Origin of the sequence: Haloarchaeobius salinus (assembly GCF_024464185.1) — an archaeon.
In the GTDB taxonomy this organism is placed as follows: Archaea; Halobacteriota; Halobacteria; order Halobacteriales; family Natrialbaceae; genus Haloarchaeobius; species Haloarchaeobius salinus.
In genome coordinates, this window is the sequence record NZ_JANHAU010000002.1 from 21,559 (window position 1) to 33,818 (window position 12,260).

Annotated in this window: 14 protein-coding genes; 6 read left to right on the forward strand and 8 right to left on the reverse strand. The window is 68.1% G+C overall.

Translation table 11 applies throughout. From position 1 onward, the window contains the following. Positions 1-64: 64 nt before the first annotated feature. Positions 65-838 (reverse strand): class I SAM-dependent methyltransferase, encoded by a 774-nt coding sequence (locus NO345_RS06595; protein WP_256297637.1) that lies wholly within the window; start codon positions 836-838, stop codon positions 65-67. 126 nt (positions 839-964) lie between these two features. Here NO345_RS06595 and NO345_RS06600 point away from each other — a divergent pair, with 126 nt between their 5' ends. Next, complete coding sequence (locus NO345_RS06600) at positions 965-1,810, forward strand: alpha/beta fold hydrolase (RefSeq protein WP_256297639.1); 846 nt, start codon at positions 965-967, stop codon at positions 1,808-1,810. Positions 1,811-1,854: 44 nt separating this feature from the next. After that, positions 1,855-2,868: a hypothetical protein gene (locus tag NO345_RS06605; RefSeq protein WP_256297641.1), complete on the forward strand. Its 1,014-nt coding sequence runs from the start codon at positions 1,855-1,857 to the stop codon at positions 2,866-2,868. A 21-nt stretch (positions 2,869-2,889) separates the two neighbouring features. Here the strand turns inward: NO345_RS06605 and NO345_RS06610 are convergent, their stop codons facing one another. After that, positions 2,890-4,122, reverse strand: coding sequence for an MBL fold metallo-hydrolase (locus NO345_RS06610; RefSeq protein WP_256297643.1), 1,233 nt, complete (start codon positions 4,120-4,122; stop codon positions 2,890-2,892). Between the two features lie 207 nt (positions 4,123-4,329). Here NO345_RS06610 and NO345_RS06615 point away from each other — a divergent pair, with 207 nt between their 5' ends. Beyond that, complete coding sequence (locus NO345_RS06615; RefSeq protein ID WP_256297645.1) at positions 4,330-5,286, forward strand: sodium:calcium antiporter; 957 nt, start codon at positions 4,330-4,332, stop codon at positions 5,284-5,286. Here NO345_RS06615 and NO345_RS06620 read toward each other — a convergent pair. Beyond that, the gene (locus NO345_RS06620) at positions 5,283-5,615 is read right to left on the reverse strand and encodes a WNWW family protein (protein WP_497007329.1); all 333 of its coding nucleotides are present in this window, start codon (positions 5,613-5,615) and stop codon (positions 5,283-5,285) included. The two genes, NO345_RS06615 and NO345_RS06620, sit on opposite strands and share 4 nt — an antisense overlap. Before the next feature lie 96 nt (positions 5,616-5,711). On the opposite strand from NO345_RS06620, the gene NO345_RS06625 reads away from it, so the two are divergent. The 3 genes from NO345_RS06625 to NO345_RS06635 all read left to right on the forward strand — a co-directional run bounded on the left by NO345_RS06625 (position 5,712) and on the right by NO345_RS06635 (position 6,997). Then, positions 5,712-5,930 carry a hypothetical protein gene (locus NO345_RS06625; RefSeq protein ID WP_256297649.1) on the forward strand — a complete coding sequence of 73 codons (219 nt, stop codon included), beginning with the start codon at positions 5,712-5,714 and terminating at the stop codon, positions 5,928-5,930. Between the two features lie 74 nt (positions 5,931-6,004). Then, on the forward strand, positions 6,005-6,421 hold the full coding sequence (locus NO345_RS06630; RefSeq protein ID WP_256297651.1) for a 30S ribosomal protein S6e: 417 nt from the start codon (positions 6,005-6,007) through the stop codon (positions 6,419-6,421). A 141-nt stretch (positions 6,422-6,562) separates the two neighbouring features. Beyond that, complete coding sequence (locus NO345_RS06635) at positions 6,563-6,997, forward strand: DUF7112 family protein (protein WP_256297653.1); 435 nt, start codon at positions 6,563-6,565, stop codon at positions 6,995-6,997. On the opposite strand, the gene NO345_RS06640 is transcribed toward NO345_RS06635, so the two are convergent. The 5 genes from NO345_RS06640 to flaI all read right to left on the reverse strand — a co-directional run bounded on the left by NO345_RS06640 (position 6,994) and on the right by flaI (position 12,259). Continuing rightward, the gene (locus NO345_RS06640) at positions 6,994-7,494 is read right to left on the reverse strand and encodes a PadR family transcriptional regulator (protein ID WP_256297655.1); all 501 of its coding nucleotides are present in this window, start codon (positions 7,492-7,494) and stop codon (positions 6,994-6,996) included. The genes NO345_RS06635 and NO345_RS06640 overlap by 4 nt on opposite strands. Before the next feature lie 295 nt (positions 7,495-7,789). Continuing rightward, the gene (locus NO345_RS06645; RefSeq protein ID WP_256297656.1) at positions 7,790-8,233 is read right to left on the reverse strand and encodes a FlaD/FlaE family flagellar protein; all 444 of its coding nucleotides are present in this window, start codon (positions 8,231-8,233) and stop codon (positions 7,790-7,792) included. Positions 8,234-8,340: 107 nt separating this feature from the next. Continuing rightward, positions 8,341-8,781 carry a DUF5518 domain-containing protein gene (locus tag NO345_RS06650; RefSeq protein ID WP_256297658.1) on the reverse strand — a complete coding sequence of 147 codons (441 nt, stop codon included), beginning with the start codon at positions 8,779-8,781 and terminating at the stop codon, positions 8,341-8,343. A 93-nt stretch (positions 8,782-8,874) separates the two neighbouring features. Then, positions 8,875-10,593: an archaellar assembly protein ArlJ/FlaJ gene (gene arlJ / locus NO345_RS06655; protein ID WP_256297660.1), complete on the reverse strand. Its 1,719-nt coding sequence runs from the start codon at positions 10,591-10,593 to the stop codon at positions 8,875-8,877. Between the two features lies 1 nt (position 10,594). Continuing rightward, the gene (gene flaI / locus NO345_RS06660; RefSeq protein ID WP_256297662.1) at positions 10,595-12,259 is read right to left on the reverse strand and encodes an archaellum flagellar ATPase motor FlaI; all 1,665 of its coding nucleotides are present in this window, start codon (positions 12,257-12,259) and stop codon (positions 10,595-10,597) included. Position 12,260 lies beyond the last annotated feature (1 nt).

Genomic DNA, 12,260 nt, shown 5'->3' on the forward strand with positions numbered 1-12,260 from the left:
TCACACTGACGGACGTGCTGGGTTCCTGAGTACGCGCCCCCGTCTCTCGCACTTCGTCTGACTGCTAGTCCGCGACGCACCGCGCGACCACCCTGAGCCTGCGGTAGTCCGCCGTCCACGTCCCGTCCGAGAACAGCTCGTCGCGGAGCCGGTCCTCGACCGTCGAAACCAGCGCCTCGCGCTCGTCCTCTGGAACCGGCCCGAGCAACCCGTCGCCGAACATCCCGAGCCACCCGGCCAGCCCTGCCTCGCCGTCGTCGAGTTCGGTCGGCCGGTCGAACAGGGTCGCGTATCGCACCTCGAAGCCGTGGGTCTCCAGCAGACTCGCGTACTCGCCGACGCTCGGGAAGTACCACGGGTTCTCGACCTCGTAGCTCCGCTCGGCTGCCACATCCTCGACCGCGCCGACGATGGACGCGACGTTGCCAGCCCCGCCGAGTTCGGCGACGAACCGGCCACCGGGGCGGAGCGCGTCGGCGACGGAGTCGAGCACCGCGTCCTGCTCGTGGATCCAGTGCAGCGCCGCGTTCGAGAACACCGCGTCGAACGGCTCCCGGAAGGCGAACTGCCGGGCGTCCCCCTGCACGAACCGCAGGTCGGGGTAGCTGCGGGCGGCCTCGCCGACCATCGCCCGGTCGGCGTCGAGGCCCACCACGGCCGCACCCGACTCGGCGATGCTGGCGGTCAGGTGGCCGGTGCCACAGCCGAGGTCGAGCACTCGCTCGCCCGGTTCGGGGTCGAGCAGGTCGACGACGCCCTCGCCGTACTCGAAGACGAACGCGTGCCCGCCGTCGTAGTCGTCGGCCGACCACTCGTTCCCGTCGTCTCGCTGGCTCATACGCTCGCCTGTCGCCCCGTCGGCTTAGTGCTGTCCGGTCCGACAGTCCGGGCGTGTCCGGTGTCGGCGAACCGAAACCGACCGTTAACGCAACCGTTTATACTCGATTACACGGTGTGTGTTGTCATGACCCGGACCGACGCCTTCGTCACCGTCGACGGCACCGAGGTACACTACACAGACTGGGGCGACGCCGACGACCCGCTCGTCGTCTGCGTCCACGGGCTCTCGCGCAACGGCCGCGACTTCGACCCGCTGGCGCGCCGGCTCGTGGGCGAGGGATACCGCGTCGTCTGTCCGGACATGCCCGGCCGCGGCCTGAGCGAGTGGGCCGACGACCCCGAGACCGAGTACTCGTGGGAGGGGCTGCTCGGCACGCTCCGCGCGTTCTGCGACACGTTCGAGCGCGAGGAGATCCGCTACGTCGGCACCTCGATGGGCGGCTTGCTCGGGATGCTGCTCGCGGACGACGACGAGGCCGTCACCCTCTCGCACCTCGTCTGCAACGACATCGGTCCCGTCTTCGTCCACGCCGAGGAGGGCATCGAGCGCATCGTCGACTACCTCACCGACCCGCCCGCGTTCGACACCTACACCGAACTCGAGGCATGGTACCGGGAGACCTACGGAACGATGAACGCCCAGACCGACGCGGAGTGGCGGCGGTTCACCCTCACGAGCGCACGACGGCGCGACGACGGACGGGTCACCCGCGACTACGACGAGCGCATCGTCGAGGCGCTGCTCTCGAGCAACGCCGACCCCGAGGCGGCCTGGGGCTACTGGGAGGCGCTCGCCCTGCCGACGTTCGTCATCTGGGGACACGAGTCGGACGTGCTCACCGAGCCGACCGTCGAGGAGATGCTCGAGCGACGGCCCGAGACGGAGCTGCTCGAACTCGACTGCGGGCACCCACCGGGGCTGAACGTCGACGAACAGCTCGACCCCGTCGTCGACTTTCTCGCCGGCTGAGCGGAACACAAGACGTTTACCGGCCGGTCCGTGAATCTGACACGATGCCCTGCTCCCGCCGTTCCCTCCTCCAGCGTACCGGCGCGGTCGCCGGTCTCGCCGCGACCGCCGGAGCCGGCTGCCTGAGCTTCGGCTCCGCGAGCGGCTACCGGCTGATCGTCCACGACGTCCCCGATCTCGCCGAGGAGTTCCTCGTCGACGACCCGGTCGCGGTCCGCGCCGAGACCCGTATCGACTACGACACCGAGACGAAGCGCGACTGGCTCGCCGAACTGTTCGAGACCGGCAGCGCCACCGCGGTCCAGTGGCCGCTGGTCCGCCCCGACGACTGGGGGACAGCGACCCGACCGAGGCCGACGTTCCTCCAGCGCGACGAAGCCTACCACGAGGTGACCACGGAGGCGACGCGACAGGTCGAGCGCGAGCGGTGGCTGTTCGCGGTCCAGCGGACCGACGAGGAACCGCCCGACTCCGCGACCGTCGCGGGCGAGCCGTTCGGACTCGTGGGGCGGGACCGCGAGATACTGCAGGCCGCCCTCGACGCGGTCTACGCGGACAACGACGGCTTCCTCGGCGAACCAGACATCGACGGCCTCCGCCCGGTCGAGTACCATCAGGATATGGACCCGGAGGCGAGCGAACTCGTCCCCGAACCACCGTTCGACTACGTCGACTACTCCGGCAGCACCTACCGCGTCGTGGTCGAGGAACGAACCGTGACGGTGCCCGAGCGGACGTTCGCCGTCGAGCAGGTCGCCACGTCGCGGGACGCGCTCGACTCGTACGTCGAGGAGACCGTCCCCGACGCCCGGTTCGACCGGGACGCGCTCTCCGACGCCGCCCGCGACGTGCTCGATACCGCCGTCGAGAGCGAGCCCGGCGACCGCTACCACGAGGAGCCGCCGCTCTCGGACGGGCTCTCGACGGTCGTCGACCGGCTCGGCATCGGCGACGACCTGCAGTCGTACGACAGCTACGACGAACGCGTCGGCTTCCGCAACGCCGTCGCGTCCTACGGCGGCGACTGGTACCTGTTCGACCTGCTCGTCCTCGCGTGAGCGGTCGGCACGACCGCCTGCCTACACCTCGACGGTCTCGTCCAGCGTCGGCGCGCTCGCGTCGAAGCCGCCGGCGACGAGCTCTGCGGCGAAGTCCTCGCAGTCGTCGCCGTGGTTCACCAGGACCTGCGCGTCGCGGTACGACCGCAGGAACTCCCAGAGCCCGTCGCTGTCGGCGTGGGCGGAGAAGTCGTGCTGTTCGGTCCGGGCCGCGACGGGGAGGATGCGCCCGTCGAAGTCGGCCCGGCCGCGTTCGAGCAGTTCGTGCCCCGGAGACCCAGGAACCTGGAAGCCGGTGAACGCGACCTTGTTCGTCGGGCTCGACCGGATCTCCGGGACGTACGTCATCGCGGGCCCGCCGTGGAGCATCCCCGACGTGGTGACGATGACGGTGTTCTTCTCCGCGATGCGCTCGCGCTGGCCGGGTTTCCCGGTGACGAACCGGGCGTTCGACGCGCCGCGCTGGAGGGTGTCGGGGTCGTGGACGAAGCCGTCGTGGCGCTGGAACATTCGCGTCACGCCCTTGCCCATCCCGTCGACGTAGCAGTCGACGTCGTGCGCGCCGAGGACGCAGAGCACCTCCTGCGTGCGGCCGATGCCGAAGGCGGGGACGACGACGGTGCCGCCCTCCCAGACCGTCGACTTCACGCTCTCGACGAACCGGTGCTCGATGGCGGCACGGGACTCGCGCTCGGTGTCGGCGTACGTCGACTCCACGACGACCACGTCGGCGTCGGGCCGGGCGCGCGAGCCGGCGAGCAGGCGCTGGTCCTCCGTGTGGAAGTCGGCGGTGTAGAGGAGCCGCGTGTCGCCGTCGTCGACCAGGACGTGCGCGCTGCCGGGGATGTGCCCGGCCTCGAAGAACGTCACCTCGTAGCCCGCGGCCTCGAACGGCTGCTGGTAGCCGTGGGTCCGTGAGACCTCGGTCATGCGCTTCAGCTCCGCCTCGGTGAACGGGCAGTCGTAGCTCCCGCCGTGCAGTTTGAGCGTGTCCCGGCCGAGCACCCGCGCCAGCTCGGCGGTCGGCGGCGTCCAGTGGATGGGCGGGCGCTCGTCGCCCGACAGGAGCGACGGCACCGCGCCGACGTGGTCGAGGTGGCCGTGGGAGACGACGACCGCCTCGGGGTCGGGTCGGTCCACCGGGTACTGCGGCGGGTTGCCCGACGCCATCCCGTAGTCGAGCAGCAGCGAGCCGTCGACGAGGATGGCGCTCCGCCCGATCTCGCGCGCCCCACCGAGGAACCGTATCTCCATTCGATTGCGGTCCCGTATGCGGGCGAGGGGTTTGGGTCCGTCGGCTTCGACCCGGATACCCGAATCCAAAATAGGCGACTTCGGAACTGGCTGTTCTGGATCCGGGTATCCGGTTCCAGCAGCCACGGATGGACGGGCGACGACGGTCCTTCGACGCCGTCCCCCCAACGCTCATTCCCGTGGCCGCCGTCACTCCGACAACGACCGATGGCAGGCACGCTCGTCCAGCTCGGCATCGTCGTCGCGGCCGTCGTCGGCCTCGGGCTCGGGGCGCGACTGCTCGTCGACTCGGCGGTCAGGCTCGCACGGGGTGTCGGCCTCTCGCAGCTCACCATCGGCCTGACCGTCGTCGCGGCGGGCACGTCGATGCCGGAGCTCGCGGTGACGGTCGACGCCGCGCTCGAGGGACTGGGCGACCTCGCCGTCGGGAACGTCTTCGGGTCGAACATCTACAACCTCGCGTTCGTCCTGGGCGTCGTCGCCCTGATCCGCGTCGTCCCCGTCGAGGGAGGACTCGTCCGGCGCGATGGCCTGATGCTGCTCGCGAGCACGCTGCTGGGCGGATTCGTCGTGCTCGACCAGCTGGTCACCCGCACCGAGGGCGCGGTGCTCGTCGTGGTGTTCGTCGCCTACACCGGCTACCTGCTGCACAGCCGGACCGACGAGAGCCCGCCCGAGCCCGACGCGGCCGTCGTCCGCGACATCACCGGTCGACTGACGTTCCCGGGTCGCGACCCGCTCCTGCTCGTCGTCGGGCTCGTGGTCGTCCTCGTGAGCGGCGACGCGCTGGTCGGCGCGGCGTCGGCGCTGGCGCGGGGTGCAGGCGTCTCCGAGTGGGTCATCGGCGGCACCATCGTCGCGGCCGGCACGTCGACGCCCGAGTTCGCCGTCTCGCTCGTCGCCCTCAGACGCGGGAGCCTCGGCGTCTCCATCGGGAACGTCGTCGGGAGCAACGTGTTCAACGTGCTCGCCGTCCTGGGCGTCGGCGCACTCGTGCGGCCGCTCTCGGTGAGCCCGGTCGCACTGGAGACGTTCGGCTGGCTGCTCGCCGTCACGGCGGTCATGGTCGCCGCGCTGTGGACCGGTCGCGTGCTCTCGAGACTGGAGGGTGCGGTGTTCACCGCGTCCGAACTCGCCAGGTGGGCGTTGGGCCTGCTCGGCTAGAACGTGCCGTTCTCCCGGTCGCGTGGGTTCCGCCGCACCGTGAACTGGTTGTACTCGGGGCCGTGCGCTATCGCGAGCGAGCCGAGCCACCAGTTCCACCGGTCGACCACGTCACCCCGCGGGGCGTCGCGCAGGTTGTCGACGATGACGTCGGCGGTGAGGTCGTGGCCGGCATCGTCGTGGTACCGACCGGAGTCGCGCAGGTCGAGCGCCTCGCGGACGACGACGTGGGCCTCGCCGCCGAACTCCCGTTCGAGCCTGAGCTCCAGACGGCCAGGTTCCATGGCGTGGCGTTCGTGCCCGGAGGCTTTCGGTCTTCGGGTGGGCAGTCAGTCGGCCGTCAGCCGGGCGTCGGACCCGGGTGGTTTCAGGACGTGAAACAGCTGTCACTACCCTATGTATCCGGAGCCCGTCCGTCCGGGTACATGACGGATATCAGCGAACGTGACCGGACTACCTCCACGACCGACGAGGACCCCCACGAGGTCGTCGACGGGGCCATCGGCTCCCGCATCGGGGTCGCCACCGACCCCACCGCCGGGACGGTCACGTTCATGGCCCGCGGCTCCGACGGCCGGCCGGCGGCGACCGAGTGGATACTGGTCGACGAATCGCTCGTCGTCGACGTCGCCCGGATGGGCTGAAGCGAACGGCTGCTCGACCCGTTCGGTCCCGTTTCGACGGAGTTTTGAACGCCCACCGACGATTCGTATCCACTATGGCGAGTTTCAACGTCGTCGTTGCGGACCCGGACTCGGGCGCATCGTACCAGCTCGAGGCGGAGGAACAGGACGCGAACCGGTTCATGGGCAAGGAGCTCGGCGAGGAGGTCGACGGTGACGCCGTCGGCCTCGACGGCTACACGCTCCTGCTGACCGGGGGCTCGGACGAGGCCGGGCGGCCGATGCGCGAGGACATCGAGGGCGCGAACGTGGAGGAGGTCCTGATGCGCGAGCAGGGCGTCGGCTACAACCCGTCCCGGTCCGGCGAGCGCAAGCGGCTGACCATCCGTGGGCGGCAGGTCTCCGACGAGACCAGCCAGATCAACGCGAAGATCGTCGGCCGCGGCGACGAGTCCGTCGAGTCGCTCCTCGGTCTGGTCGAGGAGGACGCCGACGAAGACGACGAGGAGTAATCCGAACGGGTCCCGTCACGGCCGCGTCGTAGGTTTCCTGAGGGGCACACCCTCGGCGCGCGGCGGTGACAGCGACACACTTCTTGCGCCCATTACGCCGCGAGCGACAGGTACATCCGGCGTGGCGAACGAGTAGCGCACATGGCAGATCGGGTTTCTTCCGACGCAGTGCCCACGGTACGGGCGAAGCTCGCGAAGCACGGTGCGACCGGGCGACTGAAGCTGGAGCTTCCGGCCGAGGAGGCGGCGCAGTTTCCGGTCGACGAGGTCGTTCGGGTGGTGCTCGACGGCGAGCAACAGTTCGCACGCATCGAGTCGTCGCTGACGGGTGACGAGCTACTCATCTCGGGCGTGTTCGAGACGCCGTCGGCGGCGCGGAACCCCGGTGAGGGAGAGAACCACCTCACGGACTGGTGTGAAGCCAACGGCCGCGGCGCTGGTGGGTCGGTGCTGGTCGACGTCGTCGAGGACGGGTTCCAGTACGGGTTGCGGGCCCCGGGAGGCCGTGCAGTGTACGACGCACTGGAGCAACCCGACGGGAGTCTCGCGTCCATCGCCTCGGATCTCGAGGACTAGAGTCGGGGGAGGAAGGAGTAGAGCAGGTAGCCGAAGGCGAGGTGCTGGAGCATCGTGCGTTCGACGCTCATGCGGACCTCGTGTTCGTCGTTGATGGAGTACTCCTTCGTGCGGACCTTCTTGTGCATGTGGAGCACGTCGTCCTCCTCGAGCTTGTGCAGGCCGGGGTAGACCGTACCCGGGCTGAGCTGTGCGTCGAAGAGGCGCGTGAGGTCGGAGATGAGCTCCTTGCCGTGGGTCTCGCCGCGCAGCGAGATGAGCATGAGGAGCACCTCGTCGAGGTTCTCCTTGATGATCTCCTCGTCGAACTCCGCCTCGGCGGTCGGGAGCGCGTCCTCGACGGATTCGAGCATCTCGTCGAGCTCGCGCTCGACGGACTTCTCGTCCACCTTCTCGGCCGACCCGATGGTCAGCTCGTACTGCTCGCCACTATCGTCGTCGGTCGCAGCGGCCGTGAGGTCGCTGAACACCGAACTGGTATCCTTGTTGTTTCGCATCGGTCAGTCGTCACCTTCTGGCGTTCTCCGATTCGGCCCGCCACACCGACCGCCACCAACGGTCATCGGGGCCCGTTCGGGTACTACTCCGTTCGATGGATGCATGACTAATAAGTCAAACGGCCAACCCCTCTCTAATGACAAAATATTAGCTGAGTTCGTGGCGATGTTTACGACGGACGAAAAATGGCCGAAAAACGTTTTACGTGGGCTAATTCGGCAGGAACCGGTGAGCCACGTTCGACCGAGTTACTGATGGCTCTGACCGCAACATATCAGGAAACGTGCATTGGTTTCAGTCGTCGCCGATCGCCTCGACGACCTCCTGGCGGACCGAGCGGTCCCCGATCTGTTTCTCGACGCGGCGCTCGGCGAGCCGGGCGAGCATCAGGTGCTCCTCGAGGTCGTCGCCCGCGATGGACGCGATGTACTTCAGCGACCGGGCGTGGGTGCCGAAGGGCGTCCCCGAGAGCGTCTCCAGCGGGTACTCGAGCGTCGCCGGCTCGTCGTACTTCTTGTTGTGGATCTCCTGGAGCGAGAGCCCCCGGATGTACGTCGTCATCGAGCGAGCGACGCCCTCCGAGATCCAGCCGAGGCGCTCGTAGTAGCGCAGACAGTTCAGCGCGCCGCTGGTGCCGAACGTCTCCCCGAGGTAGCGAGCCCACTCCATCGTGGCCTCCATCCCCTCGGTGCCCTGCGAGAGCGAGCGCAGGTACGGTTTCTCGGCGTGCAGTGACATCCGCTTGTCCGTAGCGAGGGACGGTACCCGTATAAAGGTGCTCGCCGTTTCGAGGCGTGAGTCGACGCCCGAATCCGGCTCTCTCCGGTGGGTCCGTCGCCCGACGGTCAGCCGTGGGTCGCACCGACCAGCGACTGGTGCTCGAACACCCAGCGACCCACCAGCCCCCCGAGCAGTCCGATGAGGGCCGTGAAGACGAGGTGGACCCCGACGAACAGCAGCACGAAGGCGGCCTCGAGGAGGGAGTACGACACCGTATCGTCGCCCGAGACCACGAAGTCGACGAGCGGCGGGAGGAACCAGGCGAGCGCCGGGGAGCCACCGAGCAGGCCCGCACCTATGGCGGCACGGCCGACGTCGGTTCTGGCCGACGCTCGAGCGACCAGGAAGCCGGTGACGAAGCCACCGACCAGGACGCCGTTCAGCGAGAGCTCGGTGTCGAGCCCGGTGTACAGGTTGTTGCCGATGACGAGCGCTGCGGCGACGAAGCCGCCGACGAGGGCGAACGTCCAGGCGTGCTGTCGGTCGCGGTGGAGGGTCTCGGTCATGGCTGGAACGATGCCCTGCGCAGACGTATAAGACGAGGGAGAGTTTCCGAGTCGGAAACTGTGCCCCGTCTCGCTGCGGGGCGTTCCCCCGTCTCAGACGGAGATGAGGGCGTCGACGGCGACCTTCGTGACGACGGCGGTCAGCGCGCCGGTCCACGTCAGCGCGACGAAGTGGACGTAGCCCGAGAGGATGTGGCCGCGGTCGGCCACGCGGACCATGATCGAGGAGAGCAGCGCGTTGAGGACGATAGTGAGGATGAGCAGGAACTCGATGACCTCCACGTCGTACTGCTCGGTCGACAGCAGGAAGCTCATCTGGCTCGCCTGCAGGTCCATGTCCTCGACGATGGTCATCAGCATCTCGACGACCTCCAGCCCGACGAAGAAGGAGAACACGGACGCGGCGGTCAGTCCGTACAGCACACCGATGAGCGTCGTCGTCGCCTGCTGGCGCTGCTCGCGCAGCTTGAGGACCTCGCTCTGGTTCCGCGAGATGACCTGCCCGAGCATCTTCGGGTCGCCACCCATCCGGCGGCCCTCGACGTACATGTCGCCGAACTTCTGGATGAGGTACGAGCCGGTCTCGGCCGCGAAGAGCGACCACGAGCGCGTGGGGTCGACCCGCATGGCGAGGCGCTTGTAGAGGTTGTCGATGTTGTGCGTGAGCGCGCCGAAGTCCTTGCGCCGGAGCGACTCCAGCACGTTGCCCGTCGAGGTCTGCTTGACGGACTCGACGGCACCGAGCGCGCGGACGAAGCTGGGGAACTCGCTGTCGCGCTCTTTGACCTTCTTCTCCTCGTGGCGGACGAGCCAGCCGGGGATGAGCAGCGGCGTCACCGGGATGGCCGCCATGATGGGCAGCGGCAGCACGTCGCTCTCGACGGGCAGGTAGCCGAGCAGGATACCGCCGACGACGACGAACGCGACGAGCGAGAGCACGCCGCCCGCGACGAGCGCCGGCTTCGCACGCTGGAGCGGGTAGTCGCCAGCCGTCTCCTGGATGTACCACACCGGGTCGTACGGCGAGACGGCGTGGATGGCGTAGACGAAGCCCGCCTGCACGACGACGAACATGAAGATGACGCCGCCGACCGCGACCGTCGGGTTGATGCCGACGAGCACGGGCAGGACGATGGCGAACACCAGCACGAACGCCGTCGACAGCATCATCGACAGGTAGAGCTCCTTCATCACGTCGAGCTTGTTCAGGTCCGCCTCGTAGCGGATGACGTACTGCTGGATGATGGAGTCCTGCTCGTCGATGAGGAACTCGCTGATCTGCTGGCCGCCACCGACGGTGTACGCGAGCCGCTCCAGGAAGTCCGACAGAAGCGGCGAGTTCACCTGTCTGGCCCGCATCCGTGCGCTGTCGTCGAGGCTCTGGTTCCACGTGTCCACGAGCGCGACGAGGTAGCCCATCTCCTCGGCGAGCGCCTGGTACTCCTCCTCCTCCGCGAGGGTCCGGAAGATCTCGATGCGGTTGATGTTGGTCATCGAGAGGACCGTGATGTGGGTCAGGAACAGGTGGAAGCGCTGGCGGATCTGCTTGCGCTGTCTGTCCTGCACCGCCTTCGGGTAGACGAGCGCGGCGAACACCGCGAACACCCCGAGCAGTATCACCGGGCCGCCGATGGTCAGCGGGAGGCCGACGACGAAGACGGCGGCGACGCTCCCGACCATGAACAGGATCGAGGGAACGACGATGAGCAGCACGTACCGCCGTGCCGACATCTCCATGCGCCGGTACGCCTCCCGGACCGAGGAGAGCATCGTGCGGGCGTTGATGTCGCCCGAGGGGTTCGCGGTGGACATCTCAGATGGTCCCGCCGAGGCCCCCGGTGTCGATGGGGATACCCTCCATGCCGTCGCGCTGGTAGTCGGCGATGAAGTCGTTGACCTCGTGGTAGCCGAGGATGTCGGCGTCGATGGCCCGGCGGATGAGCTCGGCGCGCTTGTCCAGCTCGTCGTAGATGAGCCGGGTGTCGGTGTAGCCGAGCAGCGTCGCGATCTGCTCCTCCAGCACGTAGGAGTTGTTCCGCCCGGTGAACTCGACCTCGTCGTCGCGGGGGTCCCAGTTGAACGCCTGCCGCGTGATGACGCCGTCCTCGTAGTCGGAGTAGCCCTCGATCTCCTGGACCGAGGTGACCCGCCGAAGCACCTTGTCGCCCTGCTTGACGCGGTTCTGGAACAGCGCCACGTCGCAGTTGTCCATGAACGTCTCGGGGACGTTGATGGGTGCGCCGGTGAACCGCTGGATCATCGAGACGATGTCGCTCGCGTGGAAGGTGAGCATCACCGGGTGGCCGGTCTGGGCGGCCTGGAACGCCATCTGCCCCTCCGCGCCACGCACCTCGCCGACGATGATGTAGTCGGGACGGGAACGCAGCGCGGCGGCGACGAGGTCGAACATATCGACGTCGGAGCTGCTGTCGCCCGAGCCCTCCCGGGTGAGCAGCTGCTGCCACGTCTCCTGTGGGGGCTTCACCTCGGCGGTGTCCTCGGCGGTGTATATCTTCGAGTCGTTCGGGATGAACGACAGCGAGGCGTTGAGCGTCGTCGTCTTCCCCGACGCCGTCTCGCCGACGACGAACACGGTCTGCTCGTTCTCCAGGCAGAGCCAGAGGTACGCGCCGAGCTCGGGGCTCAGCGTCCCCCACTTCGTGATCTGGAAGATGGACAGCGGGATCTCCTCGCCCTGGCGGATGGTGAGCGACGGCCCCTGCACCGACACGTCGTCGGAGTAGATGATGTTGATACGCGAGCCGTCGGGCAGCGTCGAGTCGATGATGGGGTGGGAGTCGCTGACCGGCGTGTCCATCCGCTCGCCCATGTTCCGGATCCAGTTCTGGAACGACTCCAGCCCGCCGAAGTCGACGTTCGTCTCGACCATGCCGTACGTGCCGTGGTCGGTGTAGCACTGGTGCGGACCGATGACGTGGATGTCCTCGTTCTCCGGGTCCTGCATCACCGGGTCGAGCGGGCCGAGGCCGACGATGTCGCGCTGGAGATGGTAGCGCAGCGACTCGTACGTGTCCGGGTCGACCGTGATGGAGCCGCCGAGCAGCCCGCCCACGGAGGAGCTGATGGCCCCGCCGACGCTGACGACCTCGCCCAGCAGCGTGTCTATGTGCTCCTCGAACTCGTCGTCGTTCGAGGGTGCGGGCCGGGTGACCGAGCGGTCGAGGATGCGCTGGCGGACCTGCGCGTACACCTCGCGCTGCTCCTGGTCGAGCTGTGGCTCGATGCAGTAGTACGTCGTGTCGATCCCGAGGTCGCCGAAGACGTGGACGAACACCTCCTCGGAGACCTGATAGCAGACGTTCGGCCGGTCCGACTCGTAGTCGCCGGGGTCCGGCACGAGCGTCGGGTACTCGCCGAACTCCGCGCTGAACTCCGCGAGGTGGTCCGCGAGGTGACCGTGCTCCTCGCTCGCCTCCCGCAGTTCGGTCGTCATCCGGCCGGTGCCGTACTCCGCCATC

What these genes read in the sequence shown, in the direction of transcription:
- NO345_RS06625 (WP_256297649.1), top strand. Translation starts at nt 5,712, where the DNA reads ATGACGGATATCAGCGAACGTGACCGGACTACCTCCACGACCGACGAG.
- NO345_RS06650 (WP_256297658.1), bottom strand. Translation starts at nt 8,781, where the DNA reads ATGACCGAGACCCTCCACCGCGACCGACAGCACGCCTGGACGTTCGCC.
- NO345_RS06635 (WP_256297653.1), top strand. Translation starts at nt 6,563, where the DNA reads ATGGCAGATCGGGTTTCTTCCGACGCAGTGCCCACGGTACGGGCGAAG.
- NO345_RS06605 (WP_256297641.1), top strand. Translation starts at nt 1,855, where the DNA reads ATGCCCTGCTCCCGCCGTTCCCTCCTCCAGCGTACCGGCGCGGTCGCC.
- NO345_RS06595 (WP_256297637.1), bottom strand. Translation starts at nt 838, where the DNA reads ATGAGCCAGCGAGACGACGGGAACGAGTGGTCGGCCGACGACTACGAC.
- NO345_RS06610 (WP_256297643.1), bottom strand. Translation starts at nt 4,122, where the DNA reads ATGGAGATACGGTTCCTCGGTGGGGCGCGCGAGATCGGGCGGAGCGCC.
- NO345_RS06615 (WP_256297645.1), top strand. Translation starts at nt 4,330, where the DNA reads ATGGCAGGCACGCTCGTCCAGCTCGGCATCGTCGTCGCGGCCGTCGTC.
- NO345_RS06630 (WP_256297651.1), top strand. Translation starts at nt 6,005, where the DNA reads ATGGCGAGTTTCAACGTCGTCGTTGCGGACCCGGACTCGGGCGCATCG.
- arlJ (WP_256297660.1), bottom strand. Translation starts at nt 10,593, where the DNA reads ATGTCCACCGCGAACCCCTCGGGCGACATCAACGCCCGCACGATGCTC.
- flaI (WP_256297662.1), bottom strand. Translation starts at nt 12,259, where the DNA reads ATGGCGGAGTACGGCACCGGCCGGATGACGACCGAACTGCGGGAGGCG.
- NO345_RS06600 (WP_256297639.1), top strand. Translation starts at nt 965, where the DNA reads ATGACCCGGACCGACGCCTTCGTCACCGTCGACGGCACCGAGGTACAC.
- NO345_RS06640 (WP_256297655.1), bottom strand. Translation starts at nt 7,494, where the DNA reads ATGCGAAACAACAAGGATACCAGTTCGGTGTTCAGCGACCTCACGGCC.
- NO345_RS06645 (WP_256297656.1), bottom strand. Translation starts at nt 8,233, where the DNA reads ATGTCACTGCACGCCGAGAAACCGTACCTGCGCTCGCTCTCGCAGGGC.